Origin of the sequence: Curtobacterium sp. 1310 (genome assembly GCF_017834105.1) — a bacterium.
In the GTDB taxonomy this organism is placed as follows: domain Bacteria; phylum Actinomycetota; class Actinomycetes; order Actinomycetales; family Microbacteriaceae; genus Curtobacterium.
This window is the reverse complement of record NZ_JAFICY010000004.1, coordinates 170,169-188,017: the sequence shown is the minus strand read 5'-3', so window position 1 is coordinate 188,017 and position 17,849 is coordinate 170,169. Positions and strand designations below refer to the sequence as shown.

The 17,849-nt window shown below is 71.2% G+C and carries 19 protein-coding genes and 4 tRNA genes; 6 read left to right on the top strand and 17 right to left on the bottom strand.

What is annotated here, in order from left to right; genetic code table 11:
* Positions 1–36: 36 nt before the first annotated feature.
* Both JOD95_RS11695 and JOD95_RS11690 read right to left on the bottom strand, forming a co-directional pair.
* On the bottom strand, positions 37–1,194 hold the full coding sequence (locus JOD95_RS11695; RefSeq protein ID WP_066655228.1) for a Gfo/Idh/MocA family protein: 1,158 nt from the start codon (positions 1,192–1,194) through the stop codon (positions 37–39).
* A complete protein-coding gene (locus JOD95_RS11690) occupies positions 1,191–1,937 on the bottom strand; it encodes a sugar phosphate isomerase/epimerase (protein ID WP_066655229.1) in 747 nt (248 codons plus the stop codon). Before JOD95_RS11690 ends, JOD95_RS11695 begins: the two co-directional genes overlap by 4 nt.
* A gap of 143 nt (positions 1,938–2,080) precedes the next feature.
* Between JOD95_RS11690 and JOD95_RS11685 the strand changes: the two genes are divergently transcribed.
* Positions 2,081–3,292 carry an ROK family transcriptional regulator gene (locus JOD95_RS11685; protein ID WP_066655230.1) on the top strand — a complete coding sequence of 404 codons (1,212 nt, stop codon included), beginning with the start codon at positions 2,081–2,083 and terminating at the stop codon, positions 3,290–3,292.
* Between the two features lie 59 nt (positions 3,293–3,351).
* Entirely contained in the window at positions 3,352–4,107 is a 756-nt protein-coding gene (locus JOD95_RS11680) for a YqaJ viral recombinase family protein (RefSeq protein WP_066655232.1), read from the top strand.
* Here the strand turns inward: JOD95_RS11680 and JOD95_RS11675 are convergent.
* From JOD95_RS11675 to JOD95_RS11650, 6 genes are all read right to left on the bottom strand, one after another.
* The gene (locus JOD95_RS11675) at positions 4,104–4,712 is read right to left on the bottom strand and encodes a Pr6Pr family membrane protein (protein ID WP_209685057.1); all 609 of its coding nucleotides are present in this window, start codon (positions 4,710–4,712) and stop codon (positions 4,104–4,106) included. The two genes, JOD95_RS11680 and JOD95_RS11675, sit on opposite strands and share 4 nt — an antisense overlap.
* Positions 4,713–4,796: 84 nt before the next feature.
* Complete coding sequence (gene rplA / locus JOD95_RS11670; protein ID WP_066655236.1) at positions 4,797–5,486, bottom strand: 50S ribosomal protein L1; 690 nt, start codon at positions 5,484–5,486, stop codon at positions 4,797–4,799.
* Positions 5,487–5,570: 84 nt separating this feature from the next.
* On the bottom strand, positions 5,571–6,002 hold the full coding sequence (gene rplK / locus JOD95_RS11665; protein ID WP_017888638.1) for a 50S ribosomal protein L11: 432 nt from the start codon (positions 6,000–6,002) through the stop codon (positions 5,571–5,573).
* Positions 6,003–6,124: 122 nt separating this feature from the next.
* On the bottom strand, positions 6,125–7,177 hold the full coding sequence (gene nusG / locus JOD95_RS11660; RefSeq protein ID WP_209685055.1) for a transcription termination/antitermination protein NusG: 1,053 nt from the start codon (positions 7,175–7,177) through the stop codon (positions 6,125–6,127).
* Positions 7,178–7,323: 146 nt separating this feature from the next.
* Positions 7,324–7,602, bottom strand: a complete 279-nt coding sequence (gene secE / locus JOD95_RS11655) for a preprotein translocase subunit SecE (protein ID WP_066658449.1) — start codon at positions 7,600–7,602, stop codon at positions 7,324–7,326.
* Positions 7,603–7,622: 20 nt separating this feature from the next.
* Positions 7,623–7,695: transfer RNA gene (locus JOD95_RS11650), tRNA-Trp, on the bottom strand.
* A 215-nt stretch (positions 7,696–7,910) separates the two neighbouring features.
* Here JOD95_RS11650 and JOD95_RS11645 point away from each other — a divergent pair.
* A complete protein-coding gene (locus JOD95_RS11645) occupies positions 7,911–9,095 on the top strand; it encodes a pyridoxal phosphate-dependent aminotransferase (RefSeq protein WP_209685270.1) in 1,185 nt (394 codons plus the stop codon).
* 118 nt (positions 9,096–9,213) lie between these two features.
* On the opposite strand, the gene JOD95_RS11640 is transcribed toward JOD95_RS11645, so the two are convergent.
* From JOD95_RS11640 to JOD95_RS11630, 3 genes are read right to left on the bottom strand one after another with little or no spacing between them, the layout of a single operon-like run.
* Complete coding sequence (locus tag JOD95_RS11640) at positions 9,214–10,251, bottom strand: UDP-N-acetylmuramate dehydrogenase (RefSeq protein WP_209685269.1); 1,038 nt, start codon at positions 10,249–10,251, stop codon at positions 9,214–9,216.
* A complete protein-coding gene (locus tag JOD95_RS11635) occupies positions 10,248–10,673 on the bottom strand; it encodes a MaoC/PaaZ C-terminal domain-containing protein (protein ID WP_066655238.1) in 426 nt (141 codons plus the stop codon). Before JOD95_RS11635 ends, JOD95_RS11640 begins: the two co-directional genes overlap by 4 nt.
* On the bottom strand, positions 10,670–11,119 hold the full coding sequence (locus JOD95_RS11630; RefSeq protein ID WP_209685051.1) for a MaoC family dehydratase N-terminal domain-containing protein: 450 nt from the start codon (positions 11,117–11,119) through the stop codon (positions 10,670–10,672). The genes JOD95_RS11635 and JOD95_RS11630 overlap by 4 nt, the downstream gene beginning before the upstream one ends.
* 119 nt (positions 11,120–11,238) lie before the next feature.
* Here JOD95_RS11630 and JOD95_RS11625 point away from each other — a divergent pair, with 119 nt between their 5' ends.
* Positions 11,239–11,616, top strand: coding sequence for a hypothetical protein (locus JOD95_RS11625; RefSeq protein WP_209685050.1), 378 nt, complete (start codon positions 11,239–11,241; stop codon positions 11,614–11,616).
* Positions 11,617–11,940: 324 nt separating this feature from the next.
* Here the strand turns inward: JOD95_RS11625 and JOD95_RS11620 are convergent.
* The 5 genes from JOD95_RS11620 to JOD95_RS11600 all read right to left on the bottom strand — a co-directional run bounded on the left by JOD95_RS11620 (position 11,941) and on the right by JOD95_RS11600 (position 14,601).
* A tRNA-Met gene (locus JOD95_RS11620) sits at positions 11,941–12,017 on the bottom strand.
* A 32-nt stretch (positions 12,018–12,049) separates the two neighbouring features.
* Positions 12,050–12,121: transfer RNA gene (locus JOD95_RS11615), tRNA-Thr, on the bottom strand.
* A 92-nt stretch (positions 12,122–12,213) separates the two neighbouring features.
* On the bottom strand, positions 12,214–13,431 hold the full coding sequence (locus JOD95_RS11610) for a M23 family metallopeptidase (protein ID WP_209685049.1): 1,218 nt from the start codon (positions 13,429–13,431) through the stop codon (positions 12,214–12,216).
* Between the two features lie 179 nt (positions 13,432–13,610).
* Complete coding sequence (locus JOD95_RS11605; RefSeq protein ID WP_066655248.1) at positions 13,611–14,432, bottom strand: inositol monophosphatase family protein; 822 nt, start codon at positions 14,430–14,432, stop codon at positions 13,611–13,613.
* Positions 14,433–14,519: 87 nt separating this feature from the next.
* Positions 14,520–14,601 (bottom strand) — tRNA-Tyr (locus JOD95_RS11600).
* A gap of 118 nt (positions 14,602–14,719) precedes the next feature.
* Here JOD95_RS11600 and JOD95_RS11595 point away from each other — a divergent pair.
* Together JOD95_RS11595 and cls are read left to right on the top strand one after the other, a co-directional pair.
* Positions 14,720–15,208, top strand: a complete 489-nt coding sequence (locus JOD95_RS11595; protein ID WP_066655250.1) for a YajQ family cyclic di-GMP-binding protein — start codon at positions 14,720–14,722, stop codon at positions 15,206–15,208.
* 10 nt (positions 15,209–15,218) lie between these two features.
* The gene (gene cls, locus JOD95_RS11590; RefSeq protein ID WP_209685048.1) at positions 15,219–16,679 is read left to right on the top strand and encodes a cardiolipin synthase; all 1,461 of its coding nucleotides are present in this window, start codon (positions 15,219–15,221) and stop codon (positions 16,677–16,679) included.
* Between the two features lie 42 nt (positions 16,680–16,721).
* Here cls and JOD95_RS11585 read toward each other — a convergent pair whose 3' ends face one another.
* Positions 16,722–17,843 (bottom strand): heparan-alpha-glucosaminide N-acetyltransferase domain-containing protein, encoded by a 1,122-nt coding sequence (locus JOD95_RS11585; protein WP_209685047.1) that lies wholly within the window; start codon positions 17,841–17,843, stop codon positions 16,722–16,724.
* Positions 17,844–17,849: the final 6 nt, after the last annotated feature.

Genomic DNA, 17,849 nt, shown 5'->3' with positions numbered 1-17,849 from the left:
GTGCCGTCGTCCGCGGACGGACGCCGGCGCGTCCGGTCAGGACAGGGTCGACTCCGCCGGGTCCCAGCCCTCGGGGAGGGTCGGGGAGGGTGCGACGGTGCTCTCCACGAGCACCGTCTCACCACGTTCTGCCGCCTCGGCGATGGAGACCATCACGTCGAGGACGTGGAAGGCGAGGTCGCCGGGGACCCGGTTCTCCTCACCCGCACGGAGGGAGCGGGCCAGGTCGACCACGCCCGTCCCCCGCGAGTAGGTGGACCCGACGGCGGGGATCGTCTCGGGCTCGTCGGCGCCGAGCACGTACAGCTCGGTGTCGCCGTCGAAGTCGTTCGGGTCCGGGAACACGACGGTCCCCGTCTCCCCCGCGATCTCGACGAAGCCGGTGCGGCCACGGTCGGACTCGAACGAGAACACGCTCTGCGCGCTCCCGCCGTCCTCGAACTGGATCAGCGCCGAGTGGTTCGTCGGCACGTCGACGGGGAACTCCGTCCCGGCCTTCGGACCCGAGCCGATCGTGCGGGTGGCACGGGACTTCGAGGCGGTGGCGGTGACCTTCGCGACGGGTCCGAACGCCTGCACCAGGGTGGTGATGTAGTACGGGCCGATGTCGAACAGCGGGCCGGCGCCGTCCGCGAACAGGAACTCGGGGCTCGGGTGCCACGACTCCGGGCCGGGGCTCTGGAAGAGCGTCAGACCGTTCAGCGGCGTGCCGATCCGACCGTCGCGGATCGTCCGGAGGGCGGTCTGCAGTCCGGCGCCGAGGAACGTGTCCGGCGCGACGCTGACGGTCCTGCCGGCGGCGCGCGCCGCGTCCCGGAGCTCGGCCGCGCTGGAACGGTCGAGCGCGTAGGGCTTCTCGCCCCAGACGTGCTTGCCCGCGGCGAGGGCGCGGAGGGCGACCTCGACGTGCGCGGCCGGGATGGTCAGGTTCACGACGATCTCGACGTCGTCGTCGGCGAGGAGCTCCTCCACCGATCCCGATCCGGCGACGCCCCACTTCTCGGCCTGGGCGGCGGCACGTGCCTCGTCGATGTCGGCGATGAACCGGACCTCGACGTCGGGGAAGACCGTGAGGTTCGACAGGTACTGGTCGGAGATGACCCCGGCCCCGATGACGCCGACCCCGACCGGGCCGGTGCGGCGCGCGGCGTCGTCGGACTGCTGCGCGCCCGCCGCGGTCGTCGTGTCGGTCATGCGCGGACCCCCTGCAGGAACGTGTACGAGTCGGCGACGGCCTGGAACACGTCGCCCTCGTGGCCGTCGAGCTCGACGACGTGCTGGGCGTCCGGCGCCGCGGCGACGATGTCGCGGATCGGCATGACGCCGTTGCCCACCGCGACCTGCTTCTCGTCGTCGTGCGAGCCGTCGCCGTCCTTGACGTGCAGGAACTGCACCTTGTCGCCGTACTTGCCGAGGATCGCGACCGGGTCGTCGCCACCGACCGTCACCCAGTAGGTGTCGAGCTCGAGGACGACGTCGTCGGACAGCGCGTCGGCGAAGACCTCGTAGGCGCTCACGCCGTCGATGCGGTTCGAGAACTCGAACGCGTGGTTGTGGTAGCCGAGCACGAGTCCGTGGTCGGCGGCGCGGGGAGCCAGTGCGCTGAGTTCGCGGGCGACGGCCTCGACGTCCTCGCGGGTCGTCCAGCGGGCCTCGTCGATGTGCGGGTCGATGAGCGTCCCCAGCCCGACGGTGACGCTGGCGTGGAGGATGCGCTCGAGGTCCTGCTCCCCGGCGTCCAGCAGACGGGCGTGGCCGCTCGGTGCCTGCAGGCCAGCGGCCGCCAGGGCGTCGCGCAGTTCCTCGGCGCGGTCGACGAAGCCGAAGGCCTCGACGTTCGTGTAGCCGATGGACGCGATGCGCTGGAGCGTGCCCGGCAGGTCCGCCGAGAGGGCGTCCCGCACCGTGTAGAGCTGGACCGACAGGGGTTGTGTCACCAGGGGTTCTCCTCGTCGAGATGGTGGATCGTCAGTGATCGAGCGTCACACTATGGCCGCTTCTGTCGGCGGTCAAGCAGAAGTTGCGAAGTCCTCGACAGTCTTCGTTGCGTGGCGCGTTCGATGTGTGCTTCACTCCCGACATGATCGACTTCACCCGGACGGCAGCGTCGCCGCCGGTCGGAGCGAGCGAACTCTTCCAGATCCTCCGCGACGGTGTGCCGCGGACCCGGGCGGAGCTCGCCGCCCTGACGGGACTCGCGCGCTCGACGATCGCCGTGCGCCTGGACGCCCTCGTCGACGTGGGGCTCGTGGGCCCCGTGGAGACCGCCGCGTCGACCGGCGGCCGTCCCCCCGCCCAGGTCGCCCTCGTCCCGCGCGCACGCCTCGTCGTGGCCGCCGACCTCGGTGCCTCGCACGGGCGGGTCGCCGTGACCGACCTCGTCGGGGCCCCGCTGGCGACGCGGGAGGCCGCGATCGACATCGCCGCCGGCCCGGTCCCCACCCTCACGTGGCTGGTCGAGACCGTCGACGAACTGCTCGACGAGGTCGGTCGGCGGCGCGACGACGTCGTCGCTATCGGCATCGGCGTCCCCGGCCCGGTCGAGTTCTCCACCGGGCGCCCGGCGAACCCGCCGATCATGCCGGGCTGGGACGGCTTCGACGTCCCCGGCTGGTTGCGCGGCCACGTCGCCGCGCACGTGCTGGTCGACAACGACGTGAACATCGCCGCGCTCGGCGAACGGGCGTACGGCTGGCCGGACCTGGACCACCTGTTGTTCGTGAAGGTCGCGACCGGCATCGGCTCGGGCATCGTCTCCGACGGGCAGCTCCGCCGGGGCGCGCAGGGCACGGCGGGCGACATCGGTCACGTGCGCGTGTCCCGCGCGGGCGACGTGCCGTGCCACTGCGGCAACACCGGCTGCCTCGAGGCCGTCGCCTCCGGCCCGGCCATCGCCCGCGCCCTGCGGGCGAAGGGCCACGACGTGCACACCAGCGGCGACGTCATCGACCTGGTGAACCGGTCGGAACTCGACGCGATCGGGGCCGTCCGACAGGCCGGCCGGGACATCGGCGAGGTCCTCGCGACCTGTGTCTCGCTCGTCAACCCGTCCGTGATCACGCTCGGCGGCTCCATCACCCGTGCCGGGGAGCACCTGCTCGCCGGTGTCCGCGAGGTCGTCTACGCCCGCTCGATGCCCCTCGCCACCGAGCACCTCGTGATCGCGCAGTCCCGTGCGGGCTCCGTCGCCGCACTGCAGGGCGCAGCCGTGCTCGCCCTCGACTACGCGCTCTCCCCCGCCGGCGTCGACGAGCTCGTCGCCCCCGCCGAGGGCCGTCAGCTCGTCTCCTGAGGGCGGACGCCGCGCGCGTCGGTTCGCGCCGTGTCGGCCCGCGGGGTGACAATCGTCCGGTGACGATCGTGCAGCCCACCCTGTGGGGCGACCTGGACCCCGGTCTGGAGGCCCTCCCCGCCTCCGCCGCGCCGGCCACGTCCGCCGTGCGGTCGGCTGCACGCGACGCTGCTCCCGTCGGTCGTCCTGCCGCGGGCCCGCGATCCGCGCCCGGTGGCCACGACGCGTTCACCGCGCTCCGCGGGCACACCGAGCGGATCGTCGCGCACTCGTCCGACCGGGTGGCGTGGCTCCGCGCCCGCGCGATGGGCATCACCGCGACCGACGTCGCACGGCTCGCGTCGCTGCGCGCGGTCGAGACCGTCGTCGCCGAGAAGCGGTACGGCTCCCGGTTCTCGGGCAACGCCTGGACCGAGCACGGCAAGGACCGCGAGCCCGTGATCGCCGCCTGGGTCGCGGCCACGCACGGCATCGAGCCGTCGGCCCACCTCTTCCACGCGAGCACGAACCGTGCGCACCTGGCGACCCCCGACGGCGTCGGCCACGACGCGTCGGACCGACTCGTGCTCGCCGAGATCAAGACAACGGGCAAGGGCTGGCGGAGCATCCCCCGGCACTACCTGCGCCAGGTCTGGTGGCAGCAGTACGTCCTGGGAGCCGACCGCACCCTGTTCGTGTGGGAGCGCCACGACGACTTCGTGCCCGTCGCCGACGAACCCGAGTGCCGGTGGGTGGACCGCGACGACGACCAGATCCGCGGGCTCGTCCAGCTCGCGGACCTCGTGCTCGACAAGCTCCGGACCTTCCGGGTCTAGACCCGCAGCAGACGCAGCCGGCTCATCCCCACCACGAGGATCCCCATGAGCCCGATGAACACCGCGACGCCGAGGCAGTACAGCGCCACGACGCCGTAACCCTGCGCAGGGTCCAGGAACGGGTACGGGACCCACCCGTCGGTCGCGCCACGGACGAGCACCACGACGAGCCAGACCGCCGGGTAGACCAGGAACCACCAGACGTGCCGGAGGAGCAGCCGCGCCCGGTCGGAGAACACCAGCCAGTCGAGCACGGCGTACAGCGGGACCACCTTGTGCAGCACGTCGTTCGACCACGGCACCGTGTTCGACACCGAGGCCCCGACGAGCAGCGTGTTGTAGACGACGCCCGTCGTGGCGATGTACACCGTCGCCGCACCCCGGAACCCGGTGAGCAGCAGGTTGCTGCGCTGCCGTCGCGCTGCTGCCACGAGGGTCAGTGCGAAGGCCACCGCGACGATGAGGTTCGACTGGATCGTGAAGTAGCCGAAGAAGTTCCAGAACAGGTAGTCCGGCGTCCGGGAGGTCACGAGCCACTGCGCGAGGACCGCGGCGACGACCGCGATCACGGCGACGAGCCGGAGGGAGTTCACGAGGGTCCGCACGAGGCCACGGTATCCGGTCGGACCCCCGGGAACGCAGGAGGACCCGCACCGATCGGTGCGGGTCCTCCTGAGCTGATCAGTCGATCAGATGGCGTTGACGTCGAGCGGGATGCCCGGTCCGAACGTCGTCGAGACGGCGCCCTTCATGATGTAGCGGCCCTTCGACGCGGACGGCTTGAGGCGGACGATCTCCTCGAGCGCGGCCGAGATGTTCTCGTCGAGCTGCTCCGGCGTGAACGAGGCCTTGCCGACGACGAAGTGCACGTTGGCGTGCTTGTCGACGCGGAACTCGATCTTGCCGCCCTTGATGTCGTTGACGGCCTGCGCCACGTTCGGGGTCACGGTGCCGGTCTTCGGGTTGGGCATGAGGCCACGCGGGCCGAGCACCTTGCCGAGACGACCGACCTTGCCCATGAGCTCCGGCGTCGCGACGGCGGAGTCGAACGCGGTGTAGCCCTCGGCCACCTTCGCGATGAGCTCGTCGCCACCGACCTCGTCGGCACCGGCGGCGATGGCGGCCTCGGCCGCAGCGCCCACGGCGAAGACGATGACGCGGGCGGTCTTGCCCGTGCCGTGCGGCAGGATGACCGTGCCGCGGACCATCTGGTCGGCCTTGCGCGGGTCGACGCCGAGCTTCAGCGCGACCTCGACCGTGGAGTCGGTCTTCGCCGAGCCGGTCTCCTTCGCGAGGGCGACTGCCTCGGTCGGGGTGTAGAACTTGTCGGCCTCGATCTTCGCGGCCGCGGCCTGGTAGGCCTTGGACTTCTTCGCCATGGTGTTCTCCTCAGGAGCTACGTGGTTGACGAGCCGGCGAGGCTCTCCCACGGAAAGGGGTCGGGGTGTGTGGGGCGCTGAGGCTTACGCCTCGACCGTGATGCCCATCGAACGAGCGGTGCCGGCGATGATCTTCGCGGCCTGCTCGATGTCGTTGGCGTTCAGGTCGGCCTGCTTGGTCTCGGCGATCTGACGGACCTGGTCCATCGAGATCTTCGCGACCTTGACCGTGTGCGGGGTCGAGGACCCCTTCTGCACACCCGCGGCCTTCTTGATCAGCTCTGCGGCCGGCGGGGTCTTGAGGACGAACGTGAACGAACGGTCCTCGTAGACGGTGATCTCGACCGGCACGACGTTCCCGCGCTGCGACTCGGTCGCGGCGTTGTACGCCTTGCAGAACTCCATGATGTTCACGCCGTGCTGACCGAGCGCAGGACCGATCGGCGGGGCCGGGTTGGCGGCGCCCGCGTTGATCTGCAGCTTGATGAGGCCCGTGACCTTCTTCTTCGGTGCCATGTTGTGCTTCCTCCTGGAATCGAACGCACGGGGATCCGTGCACTCTCCCGCTGGCCCGGCGGATCCGGACCGCGGTGAAGCCCCGCATGCCACAGCACGCGGGGCCAAACCTCAGTAGCTTACTACAGCTTGGTGACCTGGTCGAAGCTGAGCTCGACCGGGGTCTCGCGCTCGAACAGCGAGACGAGGACGGTGAGCTTGCCGCTCTCCGGCTTGATCTCGGAGATCGAACCCGGCAGGCCCGCGAACGAGCCTTCCTTGATGGTGATCGTCTCGCCGATCTCGAAGTCGACCTCGGCCTGCGGCTGCGCCTGTGCGGCACCGCCGGACTTCGCGCCACCCTTGGTCGGTGCGGCCTCGGCGACCTGCACGAGCGACTTCAGCATGCCGAACGCCTCGTCGAAGCGGAGCGGCGTCGGGTTGTGGGCGTTGCCGACGAAGCCGGTGACACCGGGGGTGTGCCGGACGACCGACCACGAGTCCTCGTTGAGGTCCATGCGGACGAGCACGTACGAGGGGATCCGGACGCGGGTGACCAGCTTGCGCTGCCCGTTCTTGATCTCGACGACGTCCTCCATCGGGACCTCGACCTGGTAGATCGAGTCCTCCATCGACATCGAGATCATGCGGTTCTCGATGTTCGACTTCACGCGGCGCTCGAAGCCCGCGTAGGAGTGGATGACGTACCACTTGCCCGGCTTCATCCGGAGTTCGGCCTTGAAGGCGTCGTACGGGTCGACCTCGGCGGGCTCGTCGTCGACCTCGTCGGCGTCGAGGGCCTCGTCCGCGGCGAGCGTCTCGTTCGCCTCGGCTGCGGAGGCGTCCTCGAGCTCGGTCTCCTCCTCGTCCTCGACCGCCTCGACGGCGGCCTCGGCCTCGTCGGCGGAGTCGATGTCGAGCGCGTCGTCGACGACGGCGTCCGCCTCGGGGTCGCGGGACTCGGCCAGCGCCGTGAGCGCCTCGTCGATGGAGGTGTCCACCGTGCCGTCGTCCGGCTCGTCGCTCGTCCCGAGGGACTCGGCGTCCTCGTCCTCGACGGAGATCGCACGCTCCTCGGCGGACTCGACCGAACGGCCCTCGGCGGTCTCGACGTCGCCTTCCTGGTTCTCCTCGACCTCGGAGGACTGCTCGGCAGCCGTGGCGAGGTCGATGTCGTCGCGGGAGTAGTCAGACACTGCGGTTCTTTCCGTTCGGTGGTGCGGATCGGGTGAGTGGCCGGAGCGGTTCGCGTCCGTCGCCGTCTCGGGCGACCGTACTCCTGTCGGGGTCCGGCCAGGTGAACGGACGCAGCAGACCAGCCGTCAGGCCGGTCGGCGACGGGTCAGGCCGTGGGACCGTTGCCGAAGACGTAACCGACGCCGAGACCGAAGACGAAGTCGAGGATCGACACCAGGATCATCATCACGACGACGAAGACGAGCACGACGCCGGTGTAGCTGAAGAGCTCCTTGCGGGTCGGCGTGACGACCTTGCGGAGTTCGCCGATGACCTGGCGGATGAAGAGGACGACGGCAGCGATCGGTCCACCACGCTGAGCACGGTCGGCCTTGGCCTTCGCGACGACGTCGTCCGCCGTCGTCTCCATGTCCTTGCTCGCCACCTTCACACCTTCCAGACTTGCAGGGCGGACAGGACTCGAACCTGCAACCTGCGGTTTTGGAGACCGCTGCTCTACCAATTGAGCCACCGCCCTGTAGGGGTCGGAACCCCCTGGGGCACGTCCCGTCACCGTTCCGTGCGCCGGTGGTCGAGTGTACGGGAGTCCGTCACACGCTGTCCACTCGGCCGCTCCCCCCGGCGTGCCGCGCCGGTAGGCTGGCGGCCGTGAGCACCGCAGCCCCCGGCCCCGAGTCCACCGCCCCCGAGACCGCGACGGACTCCGTCGCCGCGACCTCCGACCGTCCGCGCATCGCGTCGCGCATCGCCGCGATCGCCGAGTCCGCGACGCTCAAGGTCGATGCGAAGGCCAAGGCGCTCAAGGCCGCCGGTCGTCCGGTGATCTCGTTCGCGGCGGGCGAGCCGGACTTCGCGACGCCGCAGCACGTGGTCGACGCCGCCGTCCTGGCCGTCCAGGACCCCGCGAACCACCGCTACACGCCCGCGACGGGCCTGCCCGAGCTCAAGCGGGCGATCGCCGAGAAGACCGCGCGCGAGTCCGGCGTCACCGTCGACCCGTCGCAGGTCATCGTCACCAACGGCGGGAAGCAGGCCGTCTACCAGGCCTTCCAGACCATCGTGGACGAGGGCGACGAGGTCCTGCTCCCCGCCCCCTACTGGACCACCTACCCCGAGGCGATCCGCCTGGCCGGGGGCACCCCGGTCGAGGTCTTCGCGGGCAGCGACCAGGACTACCTCGTCACGGTCGAGCAGCTCGAGGCAGCGCGCACGCCGAGGACCAAGGCGCTGCTGTTCTGCTCCCCCTCGAACCCCACCGGCTCGGTGTACTCGGCCGAGCAGACGGAGGCCATCGGCGAGTGGGCGCTCGAGCACGGCATCTGGGTGATCAGCGACGAGATCTACCAGGACCTGGTCTACGACGACGTCGCCTTCACGGGCATCCTCGGCGCGGTACCGGCCCTCGCCGACACCACCATCCTCGTCAACGGCGTCGCGAAGACGTACGCCATGACCGGGTGGCGCGTCGGGTGGTCCATCGGCCCGGCCGACGCCGTGAAGGCCGCGTCCAACCTGCAGTCGCACCTGTCGTCGAACGTGGCGAACGTGTCGCAGCGTGCCGCGATCGCAGCCCTCACCGGCCCGCAGGAGCCCGTCGCGGCGATGCGCGAGGCCTTCGACCGCCGCCGTCGCGCGATCGTCCAGGGGCTCAACGCGATCCCGGGCTTCGTCACCCCGACCCCGAAGGGCGCCTTCTACGTCTACCCCGACGTCACGGCGCTGCTCGGCCGCGAGTGGGCGGGTTCGACCCCCACGACCACGCTCGAGCTCGCGGACCTGATCCTCGAGCACGCCGAGGTCGCGGTCGTCCCGGGCGAGGCCTTCGGCCCCTCCGGCTACATCCGGATGTCCTACGCGCTCGGCGACGACGACATCGCCGAGGGCGTCCGGCGCCTGGCGGCGTTCTTCTCCGCGTAGCCCCCTCCGCAGCACGCAACGTGGGCGGTTCCCCGCAGCGCTGTACCGCTGCGCGGAGCCGCCCACGTTGCGTTCCGCGAGACTGCGACGGCCGGGAGGCGCGGCGACCGTCCGTCGGTCAGCTCGCGCCGAGCAGGTCCCCCACCACGACCGGCTCCGGGACCAGCGAGACGCCGAAGCGGTTCAGGACGGTCACCTGGACGTACCGCGCGAGCTCGGCGACCTGGGCTGCGGTGGCACCCCCGCGGTTGGTCAGCGCCAGGGTGTGCTTCGACGAGATCGCGGCGTGCGACCCGGGGACCGCGTACCCGCGGTGCACCCCCGCGTGCTCGATGAGCCACGCGGCGCTGAGCTTCACGTCCTCGCCGGCCGGCCAACGAGGGGCCTCCGGCGGCAGCGTCTCGGCGAACCCGGCCGACACGATGGGGTTCGTGAAGAACGAGCCGGCGCTCCACGTGTCCGGGTCGGCATCGTCGAGCACCATCCCCTTGGACGACCGCAGGCGAAGCACCGTCGTCCGGATGGTCATCGGGTCGACCGGGGTGCCGAGCTCGACGCCGAGCGAGCCGGCCAGCTGGGCGTAGCGGACGGGCACGCCCTCGTCCACGGTGGCGCCGAGGCGGAACTCGACCGTCAGCACCACGCCTCGTCGCCCGTGCTTGAGCGTCGAGGTGCGGTAGCCGAGCGCCAGCTCGGCCGCGTCCACCCACGCGCGTTCCCCCGTCGACGCGTCGAGGAACTCGATGCGGGAGAGCACGTCGGAGAGCTCGACCCCGTAGGCGCCGATGTTCTGCACGGGGGCGGCACCGACCGTGCCCGGGATGCCGCTGAGGGCCTCCAGGCCGGTCCAACCGTTCTCGACGGTCGTCGCGACGAACCGGTCCCACGGCTCACCGGCCGCGACGCGGACGGTGACGCCGTCCTCGTCGGGCTCGGCGTCGACACCGCGCGTCCGGACGAGCACGACGGTGCCGGCGAAGCCGTCGTCGGCGACGAGCAGGTTGCTGCCGCCACCGACGACGAGCCACTCGTCGTCCTGCCACGCGGTGTGCGCGTGCGCGACGAGCTCGTCGGTCGTGTCCGCGACCAGGAGCGTCGCCGCAGGACCTCCGACGCGGAACGTGGTGAGGTCGGCGAGTCGCGTCGACACGGTCAGCGGAACACCACCGTGACCTGCGCCTTGCCGAGCACGGTCTGCCCGGCGGCGGTCACGGTGAGGTCGATGCGCTGCGGACGCCCCTGGTCGTCGACGGTGCCGACCTTCGCGACGACGCCGACGGTCGCGCCCTGCTCGGGGTCGACGACGACGGGGCGGGTGAAACGGACGCCGTAGCGCTGGACCCAGCCGCGGTCGCCGAGCCACTCGGCAACGGGCTGGACGGCGAGCCCCATCGTCAGCATGCCGTGCGCGAGCACGCCGGGGAGCCCGACGGAGGCGGCGACGTCGTCGCGGTAGTGGATCGGGTTGAAGTCGCCCGAGGCGCCGGCGTAGCGGACGAGCGCGTCGCGGGTGAGGTGGACCTCGCGCTCGGCGACGACGGTGCCGACCTCGAGCGCGGTGGCGGGTGCGGTGGTCATGCGTCGTCTCCTCGGACCACGAGGGTGGAGGTCGCGGTGACGACGTGCTCCCCCGAGGCGTCCTGCATCGTGCTCTCGGCGGTCACCATGGCGTTGCCGCCGAGGGTCTTCACGCTGGTGACGGTGAGCGTGGCGGTCAGCTCGTCGCCCGCGACGATCGGCCGGTCGTAGGTGAAGGACTGCTCACCGTGCACGACACGGGAGAAGTCGATGCCGGCGTCCGGCTCGGCCAGGAGCTGGGCGAGCGTCGCCTCCTGCACGACGACGGCGAAGGTCGGCGGGGCGACCACGTCGGTGTAGCCGGCGGCACGGGCGGCGTCGGTCTCGTGGTGGATCGGGTTCGTCGCGAACACGGCACGCGAGAACTCGCGCACCTTCTCACGACCGACCAGGTAGGGCTGGGCCGGCGGGAACGTCCTGCCGACGAGCTCGGGGTTCACTGACACGCGTGGGAGTCTACCGAGCACGCTCGACACACGCCCTCTCCCTGAGCATGCATCGGCTATGCTCGCCGCACGGTGTCCGGGGGGACGCCGGGTACGACTCCGGGGACGGGGAGGGACTCATGGAGCACACGACGCAGTACGCGGTCCACACGGGCGACCGGTGCACCGCCATGGAGGTCGCCGGCGCGGCACTCCGACAGACCGGGCACCGGGTCGAGTCGACCGGGGGCACGATCACCGCGACGATCGGCAACCGGCTGCTGACGATCCTGCTCGGCGCCCTCGTGCACCCGGCGCGGGAGTTCCGGCGGTACGAGCTCTCGACGACCGTCACGGGGACGTCGACCACGATCACGCTCCGGCACGCCCCGCACGCCACGGCGGTGTCCGGGGGCGGCATCGGCGCGGGGCGTCGGCGGAGCGCCCGGCAGCAGGTGGAGGCGACGCTCGAACGGGCCCTCCGGGCGGCGGGCGTGCTGACCACTCCCCCGCGCTGAGGCGACCGCGGAACGTCACAGCGCGGCAGGGGCGGGCACACCCGCCGAGAACGGGCGCGCCTGATGAGGACAGTCGTACCTGGCGAGAACGGGCGTACCTGGCGAGAACGGGCGTACCTGGTCTGCCAGGAACCCTCGGCATGCTCGATCCCACTCGGTACAGCGCCCGCGATGGGAAGGATCGGGCGGAGCGACGGGCCTCGGATCAGACCGATGACGCCCCGAGCCGACGCGCCCCGAGCCGACGTGCCTCGAGACCGACGCAGCCCGGGAACGACGCGCCCCGGGAACGACGAAAGCCCGGCGATCTGGCCGCCGGGCCTGTGGTAGCGAGGACGGGACTTGAACCCGTGACCCCACGATTATGAGTCGTGTGCTCTAACCAACTGAGCTACCCCGCCGGAGATCCGGAGCGACAACAGCTCCGGGTCGGAGCCCCGAGTCAGGATTGAACTGACGACCCCTTCCTTACCATGGAAGTGCTCTACCACTGAGCTATCGGGGCGAGTGCCGCTCGGCGGCACCAGACGAGCGTAGCAGACGTGCGACGGTGGTCGGGAACCGGACGTGTCGCCCGGGCGTGCCGCCGCTCCTCCGCTAGTTCGCGTTGGCGCGGAGCCAGGTCAACGGGTCCACCGGGACGCCACCGACGTGGATCTCCAGGTGCAGGTGCGGACCGGTCGAGTTGCCGGTCGACCCGACCTCGCCGAGTTCGTCGCCGACGGCGACCTCCTGTCCGGTGACGACCTTGAACGTGCCGTCCTTCATGTGGCCGTACACGCTGACGAACTGCTTGCCGTCGACGTCGTGCTGCACCCACACGTCGTTGCCGAAGCCGCCGTCGTGCGCCTGCACCTTGATGACCGTGCCCGCGGCGACGGAGCGGATCGGGGTCCCCTCGCCCGGGGCGAAGTCGACGCCCATGTGGTTCGTCGAGCAGAACGAGCAGCCCTCGACCTGACGACCGCCGAAGCCCGACGTGATCGGCACCCCGGTCAGGAACGGCCACTGGATCGAGCCGTTCGGGTCGTTCGAGAAGGACGACGCGTCGACGTTCTTGTACTGCGTGGCGGACGTCACCGAGTACTGGTCGCGGGTGGTCTCGGCGTCCACGGCACCGTTGCCCACGCTGAGGGACTGTGCTCCGCCGGTGGCGGTGGCGCGAGCCGCGGTGGTGTCCGCCGGCGGCACCCAGAGCGCCTGCGCCGGCAGCGACGTCGACACGACCAGCCCGGCGGCGAACAGCAGTGCGCCGACGGCGGTGACCCGCGAGGCGTTCCGGCGGAAGGCGTCACCGCGCGTGCTGCCCGTGGACACCGACGACGCCGAGGCGCTGCTGATGTGACGGGTCGCACGGTCGACGCGGGCGGCCGTGGCGGTGCGCCGTGCACGGCCGCGGCCGCGGCCGGCCTCCGGAGCCCTGCCGCTGGACGTCGGGGCGGTCGCGGGACGTCGCGCTCCCGACGGACGGACCGCATCCACTGCCGGGGTCGGGGCGCGCGAGGCGTCCGCCGCCGGTGCGACGTCGGGCGAGACCGGCGCGGGCGGCGTGACCGCTCCGGCGGACGGTGCCGGCCGGACCGGTGAGGCCGGCGCGAGGTCGATCGGTGAGACCGGGGCTGCGGGCGTCGTCGGGGCGACGAGCTCGTCGAACGACGGCGCGTCGACCGGGGACTGCGGAGCCGCTGCGGAGCGCGGGGTGCTGGTCGCAGCCGCTCGACGCTCGGCCTCGATGCGTGCGCGTCGCGTCAGGTGCACGACCGGCTCGGTCTCGGTGCGGGTGGGCGTCTGCGCAGTCGTGGAGGCGTGGGGCATGTGTTCGAGGCTGATCCTGATCGGGGCACGGGGCGCTCGTGTGTAACGAGCAGATAACGGGACTGGAGCACGCTAGCAGGGGCCGTCGCGCACCGCCAGTCGTCTGCACGACCGTGCACCGTCCGCGAGCGGTGCCCCACCGGACCCTGCCGGCGCCCGGCGAGTGCGCCTCCGGGCCGTCAGTCGGCGAGCACCTCGGACTCGAGCCGACGGACCAGGGACTCCAGCTGGTCGGCGACGGCGGGGGCCGCGAACAGGAAGGAGCGCGTGCCGCCGGCCTCCCAGATCCGGACGCTCGCTCCGGCCTCGGCGGCGACGAGCGACCCCGCCGCCATGTCCCACGGGTTGATGCCGCGCTCGTAGTACGCGTCGACGGTGCCGGCCCCGACCGCGCAGCAGTCGAGCGACGCCGCTCCCGCGCGACGGACGTCCCGCACCTCGCCGATCAGGCCGGCCAGCACCGCGACCTGCTCACGCCGACGGTCGGCGGTGTAGCCGAAGCCCGTCGCGACGAGCGTCTCCGCGAGGGACGACGGGGTCGACACGCGGAGCGGGACGCCGTCGCGTGTCGCGCCCTCGCCGGACACCGCCCGGAACACGGTGCCGGTCGCCGGCGCCACGACGATCCCCGCGAGCGCCTCCCACTGCGTCGGGTCCGCGCTCCCCCGCACGACGCCGATGCTCACCCCGTACTGCTCACTGCCGTAGAGGTAGTTGACCGTGCCGTCGATCGGGTCGACCACCCAGGTGATCCCCGTGGACCCGGCACCGGAGCCGGACTCCTCGCCGTGGAAGGCGTCGTCGGGACGCGCCTCGGCGATCCGCGTGCGGACGAGGTCCTCGACCTCCCGGTCGGCAGCCGTGACGACGTCGACGATGCTCGACTTCCGGTCGGCGACCTCGACCCCCTCCGCTCGTCGGCGGGCCGCGAGCGCTGCTGCCTCACGGGCGATCGACTCGGCGAGGTCGGCGAACTGGGCGGGAGCGAGGCTGTCGGGCATGGCACCAGCCTGCCGGATCACGCCCCGGAAGGACGCCAGGCCGGGAACGGCAACAGCCCCGTCCGGATCGGACGGGGCTGTTCGCTGTGGCAAGTGAGGGATTCGAACCCCCGAAGGCTACGCCGGCTGATTTACAGTCAGATCCCTTTGGCCGCTTGGGTAACTTGCCGTGTGCGCACCCGACCGGTGTGGTCACCAACCGAAGGCGCGCTGAAGAGCATACCGGACGTCGGAGGGTGCTCGTGACCACCGAACCGGGATCCCGTCGCGCCGTTAGGCTGTCCCGCATGGCAGACAGTTCCTTCGACGTGGTCAGCAAGGTCGACAAGATGGAGGCGGAGAACGCCCTCAACCAGGCCGCCAAGGAGATCGAGCAGCGGTACGACTTCAAGGGCGCCGACGCCTCGATCGCGTTCAGCGGCGAGGACGTCCTCATCAAGGCGAACTCCGAGGAGCGCGCCAAGGCCGTCCTCGACGTGCTGCAGACCAAGGCGATCAAGCGGAACATCTCGTTGAAGAGCCTGGACGCCGGAGACCCCTACCCCTCGGGCAAGGAGTACCGCATCGAGGTGAAGTTCAAGAACGGCATCGAGCAGGACGTCGCCAAGAAGATCGGCGCGTTCCTCCGCGCGAACGCCCCGAAGAGCGTCAAGAGCCAGATCCAGGGCGACGAGCTCCGCGTCTCCTCCAAGAGCCGCGACGACCTGCAGAACACGATCCAGCTCCTCAAGGGTGAAGAGTTCGACGTGCCGCTGCAGTTCATCAACTTCCGCTAGCGCCGCGCCCGTGGAGCACTGGCTCGGCGTCGCGGTCACCGTCCTCCTGGTCCTGCTGGACCTGGCGATCCGCGTCTTCTCGATCATCTACGTCCCCTACAACCGGAAGCCGCAGACCGCGACGGCCTGGTTGCTCGCGATCTTCCTGATCCCCTACATCGGGTTCATCGTCTTCATGGTCATCGGGTCGACGAAGCTGCCGAAGGCACGGCGCGAGAAGCAGACCGAGATCAACGCGTACATCCTCGAGCAGACCGAGGGCATCGAGCGTGTGCGCCGCGACCACCCGTGGCCGCTGTGGCTCGAGTCCGTGACGAAGCTGAACCGCGAGCTGGGCGCCATGCCCCTGGTCGGCGGCAACTCCGCCGAGCTCTACCCCGACTCGTACGAGTCGGTGCAGGAGATGACGCGGGCGATCGACCAGTCCCGGCGCTTCGTGCACGTCGAGTTCTACATCGCGACGATCGACGACACCACCCGGCCGTACTTCGAGGCGCTGGCCCGTGCCCAGGCACGCGGTGTCACCGTGCGGTTCCTGCTCGACCACTGGGCGAGCCGCGGGTACCCGGGCTACAAGGACACGCTCGCGTTCCTCGACCGGGCGAACATCGAGTGGCACCTCATGCTGCCGCTGCAGCCGCTGCAGGGGAAGTTCCAGCGGCCCGACCTGCGCAACCACCGGAAGATCATGGTCATCGACGGCTCGGTGGCCTTCACGGGCTCGCAGAACCTCATCGACCCGTCGTACGACCTGCAGTCGCACATCGAGAAGGGCATGGTCTACAAGGACCTGTTCGCCCGGTTCGAGGGTCCCGTCGTCGCGGGACTCAACGCCCTGTTCGTGACGGACTGGTACAGCGAGACCGACGAGCTCCTGCTCCGCGAGAGCGACCCCGTCCAGCGCGCCGACCGCGGCGACGCGCTCGACTGCCAGGTCGTACCGTCCGGGCCCGGCTTCGACGGTGAGAACAACCTGCGCCTGTTCAACGCGCTGCTGTACTCCGCGCAGGAGAAGGTGTCCATCACCTCGCCCTACTTCGTCCCCGACGACTCGATGCTCTACGCGATCACCACGACCGCCCAGCGCGGGGTCGAGGTCGAGCTCTTCGTCGGCGAGATGGGTGACCACGCGATGACGTGGCACGCACAGCGCTCCTACTACGAGGAGCTCCTGCGCGCCGGTGTCCGGATCTGGCTCTACCGGGCGCCGACGATCCTGCACGCGAAGCACTTCACCATCGACGACGACGTCTCCGTCATCGGGTCGAGCAACATGGACATGCGGTCGTTCAGCCTCAACCTCGAGGTCTCGGTGATGGTGCGCGGCAGCCGGTTCGTCGATGCGCTCCGCGATGTGCAGGCCGCGTACAAGGACGCGTCGTTCGAGCTCACCCTGGACGCGTGGCTCGAGCGCCCGCGCCGGTCCCAGGTCCTCGACAACGTCGCGCGGCTCACCGCCGCCCTGCAGTAGGGACCCACGGCCGGGAGGATCGGCGACCGCCCGCCTCCCCGGTCAGGGCGCTGCCGGCACCAGACGGGTGAGGCGAGCGACCACGCGCTCGAGCGGTCCACTCCCGAGGAACGTGCGCCACAGCATCGCGAACAGCACCGAGCCGATCGCGAACCCCGCCCACACCGTGCCCGACTCCGGGTACTCCGGCAGCAGCGCGATCACGACGAGGTGCCCGGCGTAGACCGTCAGCGGCATCGACCCCACCGCGGCGAGCGGGAACGCGATCCGCGAGACCGTCCGGCCGCGGCCGTCGAACACCAGGGTGCACAGGGCGAGCACCGCCACCGCGACCCCGGCGGTCCCGACGACGTCGACGACCGACGACGAGTGGTCGCGCGGGGACAGCAGCAGCTGCGCGAGCGCCACGGCTCCCCCGCTGCCGTCCGGCGCCCACGGGACCCCGGGGAACGCCTCGACCCCGGCGTCGACCGGGACCGGCGCCAGGACGTTGCCGACCACGTAGGCCGCGACGGCGACCAGCAGCCCGGACGCGAGGAGCGCGACGTGCGCACGCCGCGCCTCCGGTCCGACCCTGGCGACCGCGAGACCGACCAGGACGTACGCCAGGAAGGTGACCACCGGGTAGACCAGCCCGAGTTGCACCTCCCACATGCCGGCGCCGGCGTAGAACGGTGCCGACGCGAGCGCGACCACGGGCGACAGCAGCGCGCACACCGCCGCGGCGACGAGCAACCAGCCCGGTCGCCACCGGAGCGCCGGCAGCACCAGCAGGAAGAGCGCGCCGTACGTGGGCAGGATGACGTAGACGGGTGTGCCGAGCGCCATCAGCAGGAGCCCGACCGCGACCACCGCCACGGCCCGGATCGCCAGCCGTGCCCGGATCCGCCCGATGGCCGGTGGTCCTGGCGGATCCGTCCGTCCGCTCGTCAGACCGATCGAGACGCCCGCGAGCACCGCGAACAGGGTGGAGGGCCGTCCGTGCGCCACGGCGGACCACGTGCCGGGGTCACCCCAGTCCACGGCCTCGGCGATGCCGCCGACGTGGGCCGCCATCATGCCGAGGAGCGCGAGCGCCCGCGCCACGTCGACGCCCTGCAGACGACCGGGCGCGACGAGCACGCCCCGCATCGCGGCGGGCGGTGCGGGGCGTGACGCGGTCATCGTGCT

Bases quoted from the DNA above. Each gene is read 5' to 3' on its own strand.
- JOD95_RS11695 (WP_066655228.1), bottom strand. From the start codon at position 1,194: ATGACCGACACGACGACCGCGGCGGGCGCGCAGCAGTCCGACGACGCC.
- JOD95_RS11685 (WP_066655230.1), top strand. From the start codon at position 2,081: ATGATCGACTTCACCCGGACGGCAGCGTCGCCGCCGGTCGGAGCGAGC.
- rplA (WP_066655236.1), bottom strand. From the start codon at position 5,486: ATGGCGAAGAAGTCCAAGGCCTACCAGGCCGCGGCCGCGAAGATCGAG.
- rplK (WP_017888638.1), bottom strand. From the start codon at position 6,002: ATGGCACCGAAGAAGAAGGTCACGGGCCTCATCAAGCTGCAGATCAAC.
- JOD95_RS11635 (WP_066655238.1), bottom strand. From the start codon at position 10,673: ATGACCACCGCACCCGCCACCGCGCTCGAGGTCGGCACCGTCGTCGCC.
- JOD95_RS11625 (WP_209685050.1), top strand. From the start codon at position 11,239: ATGGAGCACACGACGCAGTACGCGGTCCACACGGGCGACCGGTGCACC.
- JOD95_RS11610 (WP_209685049.1), bottom strand. From the start codon at position 13,431: ATGCCCCACGCCTCCACGACTGCGCAGACGCCCACCCGCACCGAGACC.
- JOD95_RS11605 (WP_066655248.1), bottom strand. From the start codon at position 14,432: ATGCCCGACAGCCTCGCTCCCGCCCAGTTCGCCGACCTCGCCGAGTCG.
- JOD95_RS11595 (WP_066655250.1), top strand. From the start codon at position 14,720: ATGGCAGACAGTTCCTTCGACGTGGTCAGCAAGGTCGACAAGATGGAG.
- JOD95_RS11585 (WP_209685047.1), bottom strand. From the start codon at position 17,843: ATGACCGCGTCACGCCCCGCACCGCCCGCCGCGATGCGGGGCGTGCTC.